Below are 14,210 nucleotides of genomic sequence, written 5' to 3'. Positions count from 1 at the left end.
GCCGTGCAAAAACCGAAGCGCCGCTTCGGGTACTATTCTGTTCTACGACTCACCAAGCTAGAGCCTGTTAGTACCGCTCGTTCAGCGGTGAGTGGTTCACGAACTGCTGCGCGGAATAGTACCACTCGCCCAACCAATGCTTCGCGGCTTTGGTGGCTTGAAAAGCAGGCCTGGTTGAAAGCAGAGCGGGCAGTGGTTGAAAAAACGGCCCGGCTGTTCGATGAATAGCTACTTTGCCGGCAAGAAGCGAAGCATTGCTTCGCGGCAACTGTCGTCGTTATGCCTGTAGCTGTTTCCGCCCGTTTTCCGGTTGTGCCTTGGCGCGTACGGCTGCCGTGGCCGCATCTGGTGTGGCTAGGGCTGCTGGTTTATGCCGATGCGCAGCTTTGGTTTACCCGCGCCGGCCTCTACTACACGGCGCCCCAAAATGCCGCCCTGTTTTGGCGCAATGCCCTGCTGGCCGACCTGCTCGACTGCGCCTTGTTTTACGTGAATTACCTGGTGCTGCAGCCCCGGCTGTTCAAGCCCCGGCGTAGCCTGGCTTACTTGGGCGCCGTAGTGGGGGCGTTGCTGCTGTTTGCGCTGATGCGGGCGGGCCTGAGCGTGGTGTTGGCGGAGGGCGTGCAGGTAGGGCGGCTTCAGCTGAATCTGGTGGCGCAGATGCAACTGCTGCTAACCTTACACCTCCCGCTTGGCGGCCTGATTCTGTTGCTGAGCGCGGGCCTGCGCCTGGCTGGCGACTACCTGCACCAGCGGGAAAACCGCCGGGAACTGGAGCGCCAGCACCTGCGCACCGAACTGTCGTTGCTGAAAACGCAGCTGCAGCCGCACTTCCTCTTCAACACCCTCAACAACATCTACTCCCTCACCCTGCAAGCCTCGCCCCAAGCCCCCGAAGCCGTAATGCGGCTGGCCGAGCTGATGCGCTACCAGCTCTACGACAGCACCGACGACCTGGTGCCCCTGGCGCACGAAATACAACACCTGCGCGGTTTCCTGGCCTTGCAGCTGCTGCGCCTACCCCCCGACGAAGCCGACGAGGCTTTGCCGTTCACCGTATTGCTGCCGCCCGGGGCGGAGTATGCCCGCCGCCTGCCGCCCATGTTGCTGTTGCCGCTGGTCGAAAACGCCTTCAAGCACGGCGACCTGGCCGCCCGGCCCTTGGTGGCCCGTCTGCATTTGCAGCTGGAACCCGATGGCCGCCTGCTGTTTTCGGTGCTGAACTATTGCACCAGTAACGCCGCTACGCCAACGGCGCCCGGTGGCGTAGGCTTAGTGAACCTGCGCCGCCGCTTGGAACTGCTGTATCCTGACCGCCATGGCCTCAGTGTAGCGGTTACCCCCACCGAATATCATGTGCAGCTGGAAGTGCAATTGTAAGCGGCGGGGTACCCCGCCGCTACAAGCTCGCCTATCGACTCTTGTTTACCTTGCCTTCCATGGAAACCACACCTATTCGCCGCCCTCTCACGTGCGCCATAGTCGACGACGAGCCCCTGGCTTTGAACGTGCTGGCTGAGTACTGCGCGCAGGTGCCTTTCCTCGCTTTGAAAGGTCAGTTTCGGGAGGCATTGGCCGCCGTGGAATTCCTGCAAGACAACCCCGTGGATATCGTATTTCTTGATATCCATATGCCGCGCCTTACTGGGTTGCAGCTGGCGCGACTGCTGCCGGTCCCCGCGCCGCGCATTATCTTCACTACGGCTCACGCCGAGTATGCCGCCGAAAGCTACGACCTGCCCGCCCTCGATTATCTGCTTAAGCCCATCCGGTTCGAGCGGTTTGTGTTGGCAACTCACCGGGCCCGTGCCGCTCTTGCCCCGGTAGGCGCGGGCGCAACTGCCGAGCCCGCCGAAAATCTCAACGACGCCTTGTTTGTCCGGCAAGACAACCGCTTGCGCCGGGTGCTGGTAGCCGACCTGTACTACGCCGAAGGCCAGAAAGAATACCTCATGCTGTACACTGCCGCCGGCAAGCTGCTGACCCTGCAGTCGTTTCGGGGATTGGAGGAGCTGCTACCGCCGGGCCGGTTCGTCCGCATCCACAAGTCCTACCTCATCAGCCTGCGCCACCTCGAGTTTGTGGAGCGCACCCGCGTGCAAGTCCACGGCACCTCCCTGCCCATCGGCGAAACCTACCGCGAAGCCTTCCTCGAACACCTCCGCTACCACGGGCGGGTGTAGATGGTGAGATGGTGAAGTTGTGAGTTGGTGAATTTGATGTTCCATTGGCGCGAATGGCGTAGGCGGAGTCGTACCACGACTCGCCTGGATGGCTTCGTGGTACCACTATCGTTGCTGATGGCTGCTCGCTGCTGCTCCGAATAATGTCGTTCAACGATAGTGGTACCACCTCCCTTCCGCGCCGCTTGAACGTCAAATTCACCAACTCACAACTTCACAATTTCACCTATTGCTGTCCTTGGCCGCTTTCGCCTTGTTTGGTGTCGTCGTTGCGGATGCTGCGCTTTTGACGTTGGGGCTGAGTGGTGACTTTGCCGAAGCGGTAGTTGAAGGCCAGGCGGGCGCTACGGAGGTAGATGTAGTAGTTGGCGTCTTGCCGGAACTGGTCGGTGTCGAAGGTGGTGCTGAGGTTGCGGGTGGCCGTCAGGAAGTTGTCGGCGTTGAGGGTGATGTCGGCTTTTTCCTTGAGGAATTGCTTGCGGAAGCCGAGCGAGTAGTACGTCCAGGCGGCTTGCTTGCCTTGCAGCTGCACGCGGGGCGAGTTCAGGCCCCCGTAGAACTGCAAGCTGTAGCCTTTCTCGAACTTGTAGCTGGAGTTCAGGTTCAGGTTGTACATCACCCCGTCGTTGGAGTAGGCCGAGGTGTTGATGCTCCCGTCGCCGAACGAGAGGGCAGGGCTTTCCAACGACACGTAGTACACGTTCACGTTGCCGCCTAAAGTCCATTTGGGCACCGGCTTCACCGAGCCATACACGCTCATGCCGTACGTGATGTTGCGGCCAATATTGAAGAACGTCTGTCTGTTAACCCCGTTCCGGTCGATGAAACGCACGCTCTCAATGGCGTTGCCCGTGCGCCGGTTGTAGGCCGATAGGTTCAGCGTCGAGCTCTTAATGAACGTGGTGTAGTTCAGCTCGTAGCTATCCGTCAATTCGGGTTCCAGGTCGGGGTTGCCGTAGCTGATGTTGAGCGTATCGGCGGCGTTAACGAAGGGGTTGAGGTAGTAGATCTGCGGGCGCTGAATGCGGCGCGAATACGCCAACCGCACCGACTGCCCCGGCTTTTTCGGGTTTTGCGGCTGGTAATTCAAGCTTAGGTTCGGCAGCAGGTTGGTGTAGTTCTGCGACACCCCCGAGTTTTCGCTCTGCCGCTGCTCAAACGAGCCTCTGATGCGGGTGCTTTCCACCCGTGCCCCGAGCTTGAAGCTCAGCTTTTTGGTAGCCGAAAACCCATACGTGCCGTAGCCCGACACCACATCCTGGTTGTAGTCGAAGAGGTTGGAGCGCGCCGGGTTGTAGTTCAGGTCGAGGCCGTCGTACACGTCGTAGTCGCTGCTTACGCGGCGCATAATGGCTTTCACGCCGGTTTCCAGCAACGAGTTTTCCGAGAAAGGATGCGCGTAATCAGTTTGCAGCGTGGTTTCGAGGTTGCGCGAAAGGTTGTCGCTTTGCTCCTGGTAGCTTATAGGAGCAATCTGCGTGCGGCCTTCGTACTGCGACAGGTCGTAGTCCTGGACGTTGCGGTTGCGGGTGTGCTGCGCCAGCAGGCTCCACTCACGGCGCTTGTCTTCGAAGGTGCGGGTGTAGGAGCCGCTCGCGTCGTAGCTCTGCGAGCTGGACTTCCGGTCGGTGTCGCGCGTGAACTGGTTGGCGGCTTGCAGGGGCAGAATCAGGTTATTGAACTGCCGGTTGTCGCCCGAGTTGGCAAAGCGGTTAGCTTGCACGCTTAGCGTGAGGTTGTGGTACTTGGCCGGGTCGTAGTCGAGGCCCAAGCGCCCGAAACCACCGCCGCCTAAGCTATTGCCGTCGCCTTCCTGCTCCAGCGCCTTGTCCTCGGTGCCGTCCGGGTTTTTGAGGTAGCGCGTCAGGTTGTTGCGGCTTGGGCTGTAGAAAGCAAAGCCGCTCATCGAGCTAGTTAGTCCAACTTTGCCTTTGCGGTAGTTTACCGAGCCATTAGCGTTGGAATTGCGCGTGCCTGCGGCCAGCCCTACGCTCCCGTTTGCGCCCTCTAGGTTGTTTTTCTTGAGAATGATGTTGATAATGCCGCCGGTGCCTTCGGCGTCGTACTTGGCCGAGGGCGTCGTAATTACCTCGATGCTCTTGATCTGGTCGGCCGGAATCTGCTTGATAGCATCGGCCACCGAGCTAGACACAATGCTGGACGGCTTGTTGTTGATCAGCACGCGCACGTTGGACGTGCCTCGCAGCTCCACTTTGCCTTCGGGGTCGACGTTGACCAGCGGTACTTTGCGCAACACGTCGGCCGCCGTACCGCCCGAGTTGGTAATGTCTTTTTCCGCGTTGTAAACTATCCGGTCGGGCTTGGTTTCGATAATGTCCCGCTCGCCGGTCACAGTTACGTCGCCTAGCTTTTGGGTGGTGGCCGTCAGGGCAAGGTTGCCGAGGTCGGTGGTGCCATCGGTCACGGTTACGTTCGCCATTTGGTTGCCGTAGCCCAAAAAGCTGACTTGCACGCGGTAGGAGCCCGGCGCCAATCCTTTCAGCACGAAGCGGCCCCGCTCGTCGGCGGCAGTACCGTCGATGGGTTTCTCGCCCGTAGCAGGCAGCAACGCCACGGTGGCAAACTGAACGGGCTTCTTGGTGGCGGCATCGAGCACCGTACCCGTCACGCGGCCTGCGCCCTTGGGCGTTTCGGGCAAAGCCAGGCGCGGGGCGGGAGTTGCGGCGCCCGGTGTTGCAGCAGGGCGGGCGCCTGCCGGGGGCGTGCCCGCTGGCGGCGTGGTTTGGGCGGAGGCAGTTTCGGCGCCAGCAAGCAAACCGGCTAGACCTAGTGAAGTAAATAACAGTTTGTTCATGTAGCTGTAAATAGAGCTGAGAAAGGTCTAGCGGCGGCGCACTATAGCCCGGCGCCGATCAAGTAATCGGTGAGAGAGAAAAAGCATTACACCCGAAGTCGAAAAGGACGAGGTTGCCGGCCGCTAAGGGCGCAGAGCAGGTTGCACCCTCAGCAAAAGTGACATCCTCGGATTGGCAGTTGTGGCTGCCTAATCAATCGGTTCGGCGGGTGGTAGAGGGGGGCGCCTTGTTGCAAAGGCAAGCAGAAACTTAACTGCTTATAATAGAGAGGATAGATCAACACAATTTAGGGCATCAACGAATAAATATGTGTTAATATTTGATGGCGGATAAGGACACTGGCGTCTTTCTGGCGTTGCAGCACACTCAGGAAAACAAACCGGAAATTTTTGGCGCGTCAGGTTACGTAAACAAGAGAAGTAGCGCGGACGCCACAGGAAGCCATAGGATTTCCTGCGGCTTCCGCGCTACTTTCCACTGATCTTAGTTGGTCACGTTGCGGCGGTAGAGGAGCAGGTAGCCTACCAGCAGTGCCCCGCCAAACCAGGCCAAGCTGTACCATTCGTGTTTTGCCAGTTCGTGCGCCACCTCGATGCCGGTTTTAGTCATTTTCATGGAAACAGCAGTACCTAGTGGGGCCGCATATGGGATTTTGTCGGCGTGCTCCCATTGGAGCAGCGCAATAGTGGCTACCACAGCTCCCATTCCCACGCCCACGGGCACCACAAATGAGCGCCAATACAAGCTCACACTATATTGCACGGCCAGCAGCCCGAGCGTGGCCACGTAGGTGCGCATGAGCATCCAGCCAACCGCCACCAAAGGCACAGGATGCACCTGAAACCCTAGCTTGGGTTGCAGCATTGTCAGCAGTGCGCCGGCGCCTAGCATCAGCCCCACAAACAATAGTAGCCCCAACGCATTCAAGATCAGAATCAGGAGCAGCTTCGAGCCGAACACCGCCCCGCGCCCGACGGGCTGCGCGTACAGGTGCTTCCAGGCAGTGGCCTTGGTTTCGATGTTCACCACCAAACTCGTGAGCAGCACCACAAACAGTGGGAGCAGTAAGGTGCCAGCAGTCTGCCAGGCCATGCTAATAAACCGGGGCCATGGGTCGCCGCCGTCTTTCATAAGTAAGTGGCCCTTGAACAAGAAAATCATAAAAGTCAGCAGCACGGGCAGGGCGCCGCTAAACAAGGTGAGGCGCAGTGCGGCCGTGCGCCGGAGCTTCAGCGCATCGGCGGCCAGGGTACGGCGGAGCTGCGTAAGGGCCGACGGAGCCGCGGGAAGCACAGGGAAGTCGAGAGGGGAAAGAGTGGATTCCATGGTGGACTGCTGATAGAAGCGTTGAATACCGTTAAGCTTGTTTCACGAATTCACCTTTGGCCTCGGTGAGGTGGAGGAAGGTGTCTTCCAGGCTAGGCTGCTCCAGACGCAGGCCGTACAACGGCTGCCCGGCGGCTACTAGCGCCGTGGCTAGTTCGGCGGTGTGCTCTTTCGAGAGCCAGGGCAACCAGAGCGTACCCGGCCCTACCACGGTGGCGCCCGCTAGCAAGCGCGGAAGCAGGTTGCGGCAGGTTTCGGCGCAGGCGGTTTCGAGCACCAGCCGCGCCCGACCGGTTTGCAGCTGTTGCAGGTCGGGCAGGCTGCCTTGAAATACCAGGCAGCCCTCCTGAATCACGCCCACGTGGGTGGCCACCTTCTCGATTTCGCCGATGAGATGGCTGCTGACCACGATGGTTTTGCCGTGCTCCTCGCGCAGCTGCCCTAGCAATTTGCGCATGTCCATGATGCCGTTGGGGTCGAGGCCGTTGGTGGGTTCGTCGAGCAGCAGCAGGTCGGGGTCGGAGAGCAGGGCAATGGCTAGGCCCAAACGTTGGCGCATGCCCAAGGAATACTCGCGGGCCGGGCGGTGGGCATTGTCGGTGAGGCCGACCAGGGCCAGCACTTCGGCGGTACGGCCCGGCGCTATGCCGCGCAGGCGGCGGGTGGCTTCCACGTTTTCGCGGCCCGTGAGGTGGTCGTAGAGCGAGGGGTTTTCGATGAGGGCGCCCACCCGGCTCAGCAACGCCACCCGGTGCCGCGCCAAATCGTGGCCGAAAAGGTGCACCGAGCCAGCCGCGGGCCGTAGCAACCCAAGCAGTAGCCGCATGGTAGTACTCTTGCCGGCCCCATTTGGTCCCAAAAAACCGTAGATGCTGCCCGGTTCCACCCGCAGGTTGACATCGTGCAAAATAGGGCGCTTGCCGAAGCAGAACGAAAGGGCCCGGGTTTCGAGCAGAGGAAGAGTTGCTGACATAAGGCAGGTGGAATAGGAAGACAGCCGCAAACCTAAAGGCTGGCGTGTATAGTAGTTCCCCTATTCAACTAACTGGTTGCTTTGGCGGCTCAACAGCCGCTCCTACCTGGTCAACAACGCAGCAAGGCAGCTATGGCGGGCAAGCACGCAGGATGGGCAGTTAAGGGCTAAAACCTGAATGTTCCCGCTGCCGAATGGGGAGTTGGTTGAAAGCAGATGCGCAGGGGCGAGGCGTTTTCTATCTTCCCGGATGCAAACTTTACTTTCTTCTTCGCCGACGGTTTCAGTGGCTATCCACCCAAGCAGCCAGCAAAAGCAGCGGCGTATTATGGCGCGCCTCGATTGGTGGCCGCGCTCAGAAGAAGCGGGGGTGCCTCTGTGGGTACACGCGCTGTTTTGGGGGATACTCTTGTTCTTCGACGGGCTAATGCTGTTTTACAATCCGACTAAGTTCGGTAGCCATTTGGAGCTACAGCAATTTCTGCTGCGCGCCGCCCTTACCGATGCTTTGTCCGCGTCTGTATTCTACACCAACTGGATGGTACTGATTCCGCGCACCCTGAGCCGGGGGCGGCTGTGGCCTTACGTTGCCGGGGTGCTCTTGCTGCTGCTAGCCTATATTCCTCTGCGTTTTGGCGTTTCGTTGGTAGTGAAAGGCGCAGCCGAAGACGCGCATAGTAAAGAGCAAGTTGCTAGCATGATAGTACCCTATGGGATAATGGCTCTAATGAGTATTTTTCTTAGCTCGGCTCTGCGCATCACCGGCGACTATATGCGCGGGCAGCGCAACCGCCGGGAACAGGAGCGTCAGCAGCTACTAACAGAGCTGGCGATGCTTAAAACCCAAATCAACCCTCATTTCCTGTTCAACACGCTCAACAACATCTACTCGCTCACGAGCAGGAAGTCTGATAAAGCCCCCGAAGCGGTGTTGCGCCTCTCGGAAATCATGCGCTACCTGCTCTATGAAAGCAGCACCGACACCGTACCACTGAGCCGGGAGCTAGCCCATTTGCGCAGCTTCCTCGACTTGCAGCGCCTACGCTTGCCGGCTGCCGCGCAAGACGCTATTTGCCTGGAGGTGACGGGCTCTGCGCCTGACTGTGCCCACCCGATTGCGCCGCTGTTGCTGCTGCCCTTAGTCGAGAATGCCTTCAAGCACGGCGACCTGACGGCCCGCCCCGTCGCCGTTCATATTTCGCTGAGCTTGGCGCCTGATGGCCTGTTACGCTTTTCCGTGCTTAACCGCGTAGCCTCGGCCGACGCCGCCCGGGAACTGCCCGATCAGCCCGGTGGCGTTGGCCTCGTAAACCTGCGCCGCCGCTTAGAGCTGCTGTATCCCGGCCGCTACTCCCTCGACGTGCAAACCTCTGCCGACCAGCACCGCGTGACGCTGGTGTTGTTGCGGTGAAGCGGCGGGGTAGTAGGTTACGGTACCTCTTGTAGCATTAGGCTATGTCTTAAAATTCTAGCCTGTCGTGCAGAGGCGCAGCCGAAGCATCTCGCGGGCTGAGGTTGTAAAAGTATATACTACCCTAGCGAGACACTTCGACTTCGGCTGTGCGGACGCCAGATCAAGCAGGACGCTCTTTTGGAAAAAGACCCTTTTCAACTCGATTTAGAATATCGAACCCACAACTTCACTATATGACCTGCGCTATTTTCGACGATGAACCTCTGGCCCTGGAATTGTTGGCAGATTATTGCGCCCAAATACCAGGCTTGGAGCTGAAAGCACAGTTCGATGATGCGCTGGCTGGTTTGGCTTTTCTGCAGGAAAACCAGATCGATATTGTGTTTCTCGACATTCATATGCCCCGGCTCACGGGAGTGCAGCTGGCACAACTGCTGCCGCAGCCCGGGCCGCGTATCATTTTCACTACAGCCTACGACCAATACGCCGTGCGCAGCTATGAGCTCAACGCCGCCGATTACTTGCTTAAACCCATAGCCTTCGAACGGTTTGTGTTGGCGGTGCAGAAAGTGCGCCAGCAAATCAACTCGTCAATACCGGTGCCTGGCGTAGGCCAAGCGGCGCCCGTTGTCAGCCCCGAGGTGCCAGCCACAGCGCCAGATGCCATGTTTGTGAAGAACGAACACCGATTGCAACGGGTGGCTTTCGACGATATCCTTTACATCGAGGGCATGAAGGAGTACCTTATGATTTATACCACCGCCGGTAAGGTGCTCACGTTGCAGTCGTTTCGGCGGACAGAGGAGGTGCTGCCGCCCGAGCGGTTTGCCCGCATTCATAAGTCGTATTTGGTGGCCCTGAGCCGCATTGAGCATGTGGAGCGGGGTAAGGTGCAGGTAGCAGGCCGCTTGCTTCCTATCGGCGACACCTACCGCGAGTCGTTTGCGGCGCTCATTCGGGCGTATCAGCAGCTGTAAAGCAAAAGCTAACCTCTTGAAGCGTAGTTTACTGCCAAGTAAATACAGAAAGGGCTACTTAACTTTTCAAGTGAAATAGCCCTAAAAAGTACCAGCCACCCTGATAAAGAGTGGCTGGACAATGTTGCAATGGTGTGCGGAACGAATACTATTAATTATTATTCAAATGCTAAATTAGCGATTTTATTTTACGGACAGCTTTTTTGCAATTTCCGCCGTGTGACGACCCTGGTAGCGGGCGCCTTCTAGCTCATTAGCACTAGGTTGCCGCTCACCCTGCCCACCGGTTACCGTGCTGGCGCCGTAAGGAGTGCCGCCTGTTACTTCTTCGTGGCCCATCTGACCTTGCCAAGCGTAGGGCAGGCCCACAATTACAAAGCCGTGGTGCAGCAGTTCGGTGTGAAAAGCCCGCAGCGTGGTTTCCTGACCACCGTGCTGCGTAGCCGTGCTCACGAATGCGCTACCCACTTTCCCCACCAGCGCCCCTCTGGCCCACAAGCCGCCGGTGCTGTCCATGAAGGCTTGCATCTGGCCGCACAAGTTGCCGTAGCGGGTGGGAGTGCCGAAGATGATGGCGTCGTACTCAACTAGTTCTTCCGGAGTGGCAACTGGTACATGCTCGAAGGCTTTTTGCGCTCCGGTTGCTCCAGTTTTGTCGAGTATCTCCTGCGACAAAGTCTCGGGTACGCGCTTTATTACCACTTCATTGCCTTCCACTTCGCGGGCGCCCTCTGCTATGGCTTCTGCCAGTTTGTAGATGTGACCATACGTGGAATAAAAGACGATTAGGGTTTTCATGTAGCTGATTTAGGGAGGTGAAAAGAAAGCGTCCGGTAGAAAGTAGCGTTAGCTACAAACTCAAGCGAGAAACTCGCATACGAATCAATGTAGGTACATTATAAAGCGTTTACGTTGGTTTGCCGCAATTGTTTTTCTGCCAACCGCCTGGCTGAAAAGCCTTTTCTAAAATATTTCTATCACACAACGCAGCTCATGCAACCGTTGGGGGCACAAGCAGGCTCTTCTGGTTGTAGCTGCGCCTCGGTAAGGCCAGCTTTAAGTAACTTGTTTAGCTTAGTTAGCGGCCTATGCAATTTATATACGTCCAGTACGCGCGGCTCCAGCAGGAGGCGTGGTCTGCAAGGGCACACGGTTTCGACCCCGCAGGTCGGGTATGCCGGTGAGTGCGCTTTCCTCTTCGGCTCTGCGACCCGCCACTGGGTTGCGGGGGTTGTTTGCCGGTGCGCCGGCGTCTTCGACTGAGGCTTTCACTTCGCCCGCTCCTCCTGTGCGCCAACTTACGCCGCCTTCTCAGCTCAGCGAGGCCGAACTAATCGACGGTTGCCTGGCCGGCAGCCGCCTCATGCAGAAGCACCTTTATGAACGGTTTTCGGGCCGTATGATGGCGGTGTGTTTGCGCTACGCCCAAACCACTTTCGAGGCCGAGGACGTGCTGCAGGAAGGATTTGTCACCGTGTTCCGCAACCTAAGCAGCTTCCGCCGCGAATGTCCGCTGGAGTTCTGGATTCGTCGTATCATGGTGAATGCCGCGCTCCGGCAGCACCAGCGCAACGCGCCGTTGGTGGCGGTTAGTGAGGGCGAATATCCCGAAGAGCTTGCCGGCGAGGAATTTACCCTGGCCAATTATGGTTTCGAGGATCTTCTGGCCATGGTGCAGGAGCTGGCACCCCGCTACCGTATGGTATTTAACTTATTTGCTATCGAAGGATACGGCCACAAAGAAATAGGGGAGATGCTTGGCATCTCCGAAGGCACCAGTAAATCACAATATTCCCGGGCTCGGGCAATTTTGAAGTCGAAAATCGAGCGTCTCGACGCGCAATCCAACCATGGCCACTTCCGCACCTAATACCACCCCTGACCCCCGGCCTACCGGCGACCTAGAGCATCTGTTTCGACAGAAGTTCGCGGAGGCCGAGGTGACGCCGCGTGCCAGCCTCTGGGAGCAACTCGACCACGAGCTGCTTGTTCAACAAAACGACACGTACCGTCGGCGGCTGAGCGTGCACCGCTGGGTGGCCGCCGCCTGCCTGCTATTCTTCCTTGGTCTGGGAAGTTGGGCACTGCTGCACCAGCGGCAAACTCCCGCAGGCGCAGGTCTGGCAACACGCCGGGCAGCCAGTGGCTCCAGCGCCACCACTGACAGCCAACCCGCACTGGCCTCTACAACTGCCGCTCCGGATACCGATGGCACCAACGCAGGTTCTGAAACTACCGAAAGCGCCTCGCTGCTTTCGAGTGCGACGCGAATTAACCCAACCGAACAGCAATTAGTAGCTCAAAACGAAAACGTTGCCGCTGCCCCAGCCAATATTTTCGATCCAACCCTTACAGTTAGCGACAATGCAGGCGTTGACGCCTATAAGCCGGCCCGTGCCATACAGGCTTCCAGTGCTGGTAGCCGCTATGCCGCCGTGACAGACCCCGGATTTGCCGGAACCCAATATGCAACGGGGGGCACGGGGTTGCTGTCTGCGCAGTTTGGTAGCAACTACCCCGTTGCCGAAAGTAGTTCGGCGGTAGCTGACTGGAATAGCATGGCACCGCGTTTTGCTGGCTTGCGGGGCGGCTGGCTTGGCTCCCGCCCCGATACGCTCAAGGCTTCTTTGCGCTCGGTTCCACAGCCTGCCATCGGCGCGTTGGCAGCAACACAAGACCAAACCCCAACGCCTCCCACGAAGCTGTGGCGCCGGCTGCGCCTGGGTGGTAGCTACGCCGGCGCCTCGTACAACCCCAACGTCGACTTCTCCAAAATCAATGGGCAAGTTGCCTATGCCTATGCCGATCAAGCCAACCTAGTGAGCAACGCATTGCGCAGTTATTACCAGGAAGATGCCGAAACCGAATACCGCCGCAACCTGCGTGCCGGTCTGAGCCAGCGCGTGGCCTTCACGGCGGCCTATACCCTCAACAAGCGCTTGACGCTTACTTCAGGGGTGGAAGCTGGCCAGCAGACGGCCACTTCCGCCACCAGCTACGGCTTTTTGGATGGCCAGCAGGTGAACCAGGGAGTAGCCGCTTTGTTTAGTAATAGTGCGTATAACAACGGTCTTGCTGTAGCGGCTCCTGCTGCTTTGCGCAAAACGTCTTACCGTTACCGTACGGTCGCAGTGCCTATGCAGGTACGCTACGGTTCCCAGCGGTCCGGCACTTCACTCTATGCCAAGGTAGGAGCGGCCGTTGGCTTGTTGCTGAGTACCAAATCGGAATTGCAAGACTATTCTTTAGGCAACACTCGTGTGAATACTTCAACTGCCAGCTCGGAAACCACCCGCCGGTACTCGTTGTCTTCCACCGATTCGCCTTATCGCAAAGTGCAGGCCTCGGTGCGGGGCGGGGCCGGGGTGCGCTACCAGCCAGCCAATGCCACCTGGAGCGCGGTCGTTGGTCCGACCGCCGAGCTGGGCCTTACTACCCTCAACAGCAGCCCAGGTCAGGGAGTACTTAGCCAACGCCGCCCGTATAGTGTAGGCCTGGAAGCCAGCGTGGAGTTCAACAGCCACAAGCCCACGCCAACCGCTCCGTAAGGCACGAACAAGGGTTTTTCAAGCAAGCAACCGCATGATTCGAATTTTTACCTTTCTACTGGCCTCGCTGCTCTTGCTCGGAACTACGGGTGGGTGCAGCAAAGATGCCGATGAGAGCATGAACCCGGCAGACTGCTCCGGTAAGTTTTCGGATACCCTCATCCAGCAACTCAGCCAGGAGCCGAAACGAACCCCCGTAGCGGAAATCACGCAGTACACGTATCAGGGGCAAACCGTATACCTGGTAACGGGCGGTAGCCCTGTGAGTGCCAATAGCACAGCTCCCCTCAACTACTTGTTCGACAGCTGCGGCACAGTGCTGTGCGCGGCCAGCGGCGGCCTCGCCGACAAGGGAGACGGCCGCTGCCCCGATTTCAAAGCTAACGCCACCGATCCAGTTCTTGTTTGGCGCGACCCGCGCTGATTACGCCGCGTTGAAGAATAGCAGTCGATGTTCAAGCCACACTCTTACTAACTATGAAAACGCTCCTGTTTCTTTTAGCCATTTGGGGATTACTAGGGTTGATGCAGTGCAGCAAAAAAGACTCAGACCAAGTAGCCGCGCTCGACCAAACCATCAAGCTGCAAAACAAGCAAAGCACCACCGTCAAGGCCGTGGGTACCGACGTGCAACTCACCGTAACCAACATTGCCGACTCGCGCTGCCCTTCCGATGTAACTTGTGTGTGGGGCGGCCAAGCCAACGTAAACGTAGAATTGCGCGACAAAGCAGGCACTATGCAAGCAGCTGATCTTTGTCTTGGCGCCTGCCAAAATGATTCGGCCGCGGTGGTGCTCGATGCCGTTCCGTATTGGCTCTGTCTCACGGCCGTTGACCCGTATCCCGTTGCTTCGGCGCCTTTGCCAATTAGAACGGCTACTCTGCGCCTTACCCGTCAATAACTCGCCATTCCACACCACACTCTCGAAAACCTGTCCGCAACCCGGACGGGTTTTTTTGTTTGCCAGGAAA

At 58.3% G+C, this 14,210-nt stretch carries 13 protein-coding genes; 9 read left to right on the top strand and 4 right to left on the bottom strand.

What is annotated here, in order from left to right:
* The 3 genes from VF639_RS03215 to VF639_RS03205 form a co-directional block, all read left to right on the top strand.
* Positions 1-228, top strand: a 228-nt coding sequence (locus VF639_RS03215) for a hypothetical protein (RefSeq protein ID WP_331144441.1), incomplete at its 5' end; no start/stop codon positions are given.
* A gap of 51 nt (positions 229-279) precedes the next feature.
* Positions 280-1,380, top strand: coding sequence for a sensor histidine kinase (locus tag VF639_RS03210; RefSeq protein ID WP_331144440.1), 1,101 nt, complete (start codon positions 280-282; stop codon positions 1,378-1,380).
* A gap of 59 nt (positions 1,381-1,439) precedes the next feature.
* Entirely contained in the window at positions 1,440-2,183 is a 744-nt protein-coding gene (locus VF639_RS03205; protein ID WP_331144439.1) for a LytR/AlgR family response regulator transcription factor, read from the top strand.
* A gap of 226 nt (positions 2,184-2,409) precedes the next feature.
* Here the strand turns inward: VF639_RS03205 and VF639_RS03200 are convergent, their stop codons facing one another.
* The 3 genes from VF639_RS03200 to VF639_RS03190 form a co-directional block, all read right to left on the bottom strand.
* Complete coding sequence (locus VF639_RS03200) at positions 2,410-4,998, bottom strand: TonB-dependent receptor (RefSeq protein WP_331144438.1); 2,589 nt, start codon at positions 4,996-4,998, stop codon at positions 2,410-2,412.
* A gap of 484 nt (positions 4,999-5,482) precedes the next feature.
* Positions 5,483-6,325, bottom strand: a complete 843-nt coding sequence (locus tag VF639_RS03195; RefSeq protein ID WP_331144437.1) for an ABC transporter permease — start codon at positions 6,323-6,325, stop codon at positions 5,483-5,485.
* 31 nt (positions 6,326-6,356) lie between these two features.
* Positions 6,357-7,298: an ABC transporter ATP-binding protein gene (locus VF639_RS03190; RefSeq protein WP_331144436.1), complete on the bottom strand. Its 942-nt coding sequence runs from the start codon at positions 7,296-7,298 to the stop codon at positions 6,357-6,359.
* 250 nt (positions 7,299-7,548) lie between these two features.
* Between VF639_RS03190 and VF639_RS03185 the strand changes: the two genes are divergently transcribed.
* Positions 7,549-8,709, top strand: a complete 1,161-nt coding sequence (locus VF639_RS03185; protein WP_331144435.1) for a sensor histidine kinase — start codon at positions 7,549-7,551, stop codon at positions 8,707-8,709.
* 236 nt (positions 8,710-8,945) lie between these two features.
* Positions 8,946-9,689, top strand: coding sequence for a LytR/AlgR family response regulator transcription factor (locus VF639_RS03180; RefSeq protein ID WP_331144434.1), 744 nt, complete (start codon positions 8,946-8,948; stop codon positions 9,687-9,689).
* A gap of 183 nt (positions 9,690-9,872) precedes the next feature.
* Here VF639_RS03180 and wrbA read toward each other — a convergent pair whose 3' ends face one another.
* Positions 9,873-10,487, bottom strand: coding sequence for an NAD(P)H:quinone oxidoreductase (gene wrbA / locus VF639_RS03175; protein ID WP_331144433.1), 615 nt, complete (start codon positions 10,485-10,487; stop codon positions 9,873-9,875).
* A gap of 490 nt (positions 10,488-10,977) precedes the next feature.
* Here wrbA and VF639_RS03170 point away from each other — a divergent pair, with 490 nt between their 5' ends.
* From VF639_RS03170 to VF639_RS03155, 4 genes are read left to right on the top strand one after another with little or no spacing between them, the layout of a single operon-like run.
* On the top strand, positions 10,978-11,559 hold the full coding sequence (locus VF639_RS03170) for an RNA polymerase sigma factor (protein ID WP_331144432.1): 582 nt from the start codon (positions 10,978-10,980) through the stop codon (positions 11,557-11,559).
* On the top strand, positions 11,540-13,237 hold the full coding sequence (locus tag VF639_RS03165; RefSeq protein ID WP_331144431.1) for a hypothetical protein: 1,698 nt from the start codon (positions 11,540-11,542) through the stop codon (positions 13,235-13,237). The genes VF639_RS03170 and VF639_RS03165 overlap by 20 nt, the downstream gene beginning before the upstream one ends.
* A gap of 34 nt (positions 13,238-13,271) precedes the next feature.
* Entirely contained in the window at positions 13,272-13,661 is a 390-nt protein-coding gene (locus VF639_RS03160; protein WP_331144430.1) for a DUF6970 domain-containing protein, read from the top strand.
* A 53-nt stretch (positions 13,662-13,714) separates the two neighbouring features.
* Complete coding sequence (locus VF639_RS03155; protein WP_331144429.1) at positions 13,715-14,140, top strand: hypothetical protein; 426 nt, start codon at positions 13,715-13,717, stop codon at positions 14,138-14,140.
* Positions 14,141-14,210: the final 70 nt, after the last annotated feature.

It is taken from the genome of Hymenobacter sp., assembly GCF_036387835.1.
GTDB lineage: Bacteria > Bacteroidota > Bacteroidia > Cytophagales > Hymenobacteraceae > Hymenobacter.
This window is presented reverse-complemented; position numbering and strand designations above follow the sequence as displayed.

Coding starts and splice junctions, on each gene's coding strand:
- VF639_RS03210 (WP_331144440.1), top strand. CDS start 280: ATGCCTGTAGCTGTTTCCGCCCGTTTTCCGGTTGTGCCTTGGCGCGTA.
- VF639_RS03205 (WP_331144439.1), top strand. CDS start 1,440: ATGGAAACCACACCTATTCGCCGCCCTCTCACGTGCGCCATAGTCGAC.
- VF639_RS03200 (WP_331144438.1), bottom strand. CDS start 4,998: ATGAACAAACTGTTATTTACTTCACTAGGTCTAGCCGGTTTGCTTGCT.
- VF639_RS03195 (WP_331144437.1), bottom strand. CDS start 6,325: ATGGAATCCACTCTTTCCCCTCTCGACTTCCCTGTGCTTCCCGCGGCT.
- VF639_RS03190 (WP_331144436.1), bottom strand. CDS start 7,298: ATGTCAGCAACTCTTCCTCTGCTCGAAACCCGGGCCCTTTCGTTCTGC.
- VF639_RS03185 (WP_331144435.1), top strand. CDS start 7,549: ATGCAAACTTTACTTTCTTCTTCGCCGACGGTTTCAGTGGCTATCCAC.
- VF639_RS03180 (WP_331144434.1), top strand. CDS start 8,946: ATGACCTGCGCTATTTTCGACGATGAACCTCTGGCCCTGGAATTGTTG.
- wrbA (WP_331144433.1), bottom strand. CDS start 10,487: ATGAAAACCCTAATCGTCTTTTATTCCACGTATGGTCACATCTACAAA.
- VF639_RS03165 (WP_331144431.1), top strand. CDS start 11,540: ATGGCCACTTCCGCACCTAATACCACCCCTGACCCCCGGCCTACCGGC.
- VF639_RS03160 (WP_331144430.1), top strand. CDS start 13,272: ATGATTCGAATTTTTACCTTTCTACTGGCCTCGCTGCTCTTGCTCGGA.
- VF639_RS03155 (WP_331144429.1), top strand. CDS start 13,715: ATGAAAACGCTCCTGTTTCTTTTAGCCATTTGGGGATTACTAGGGTTG.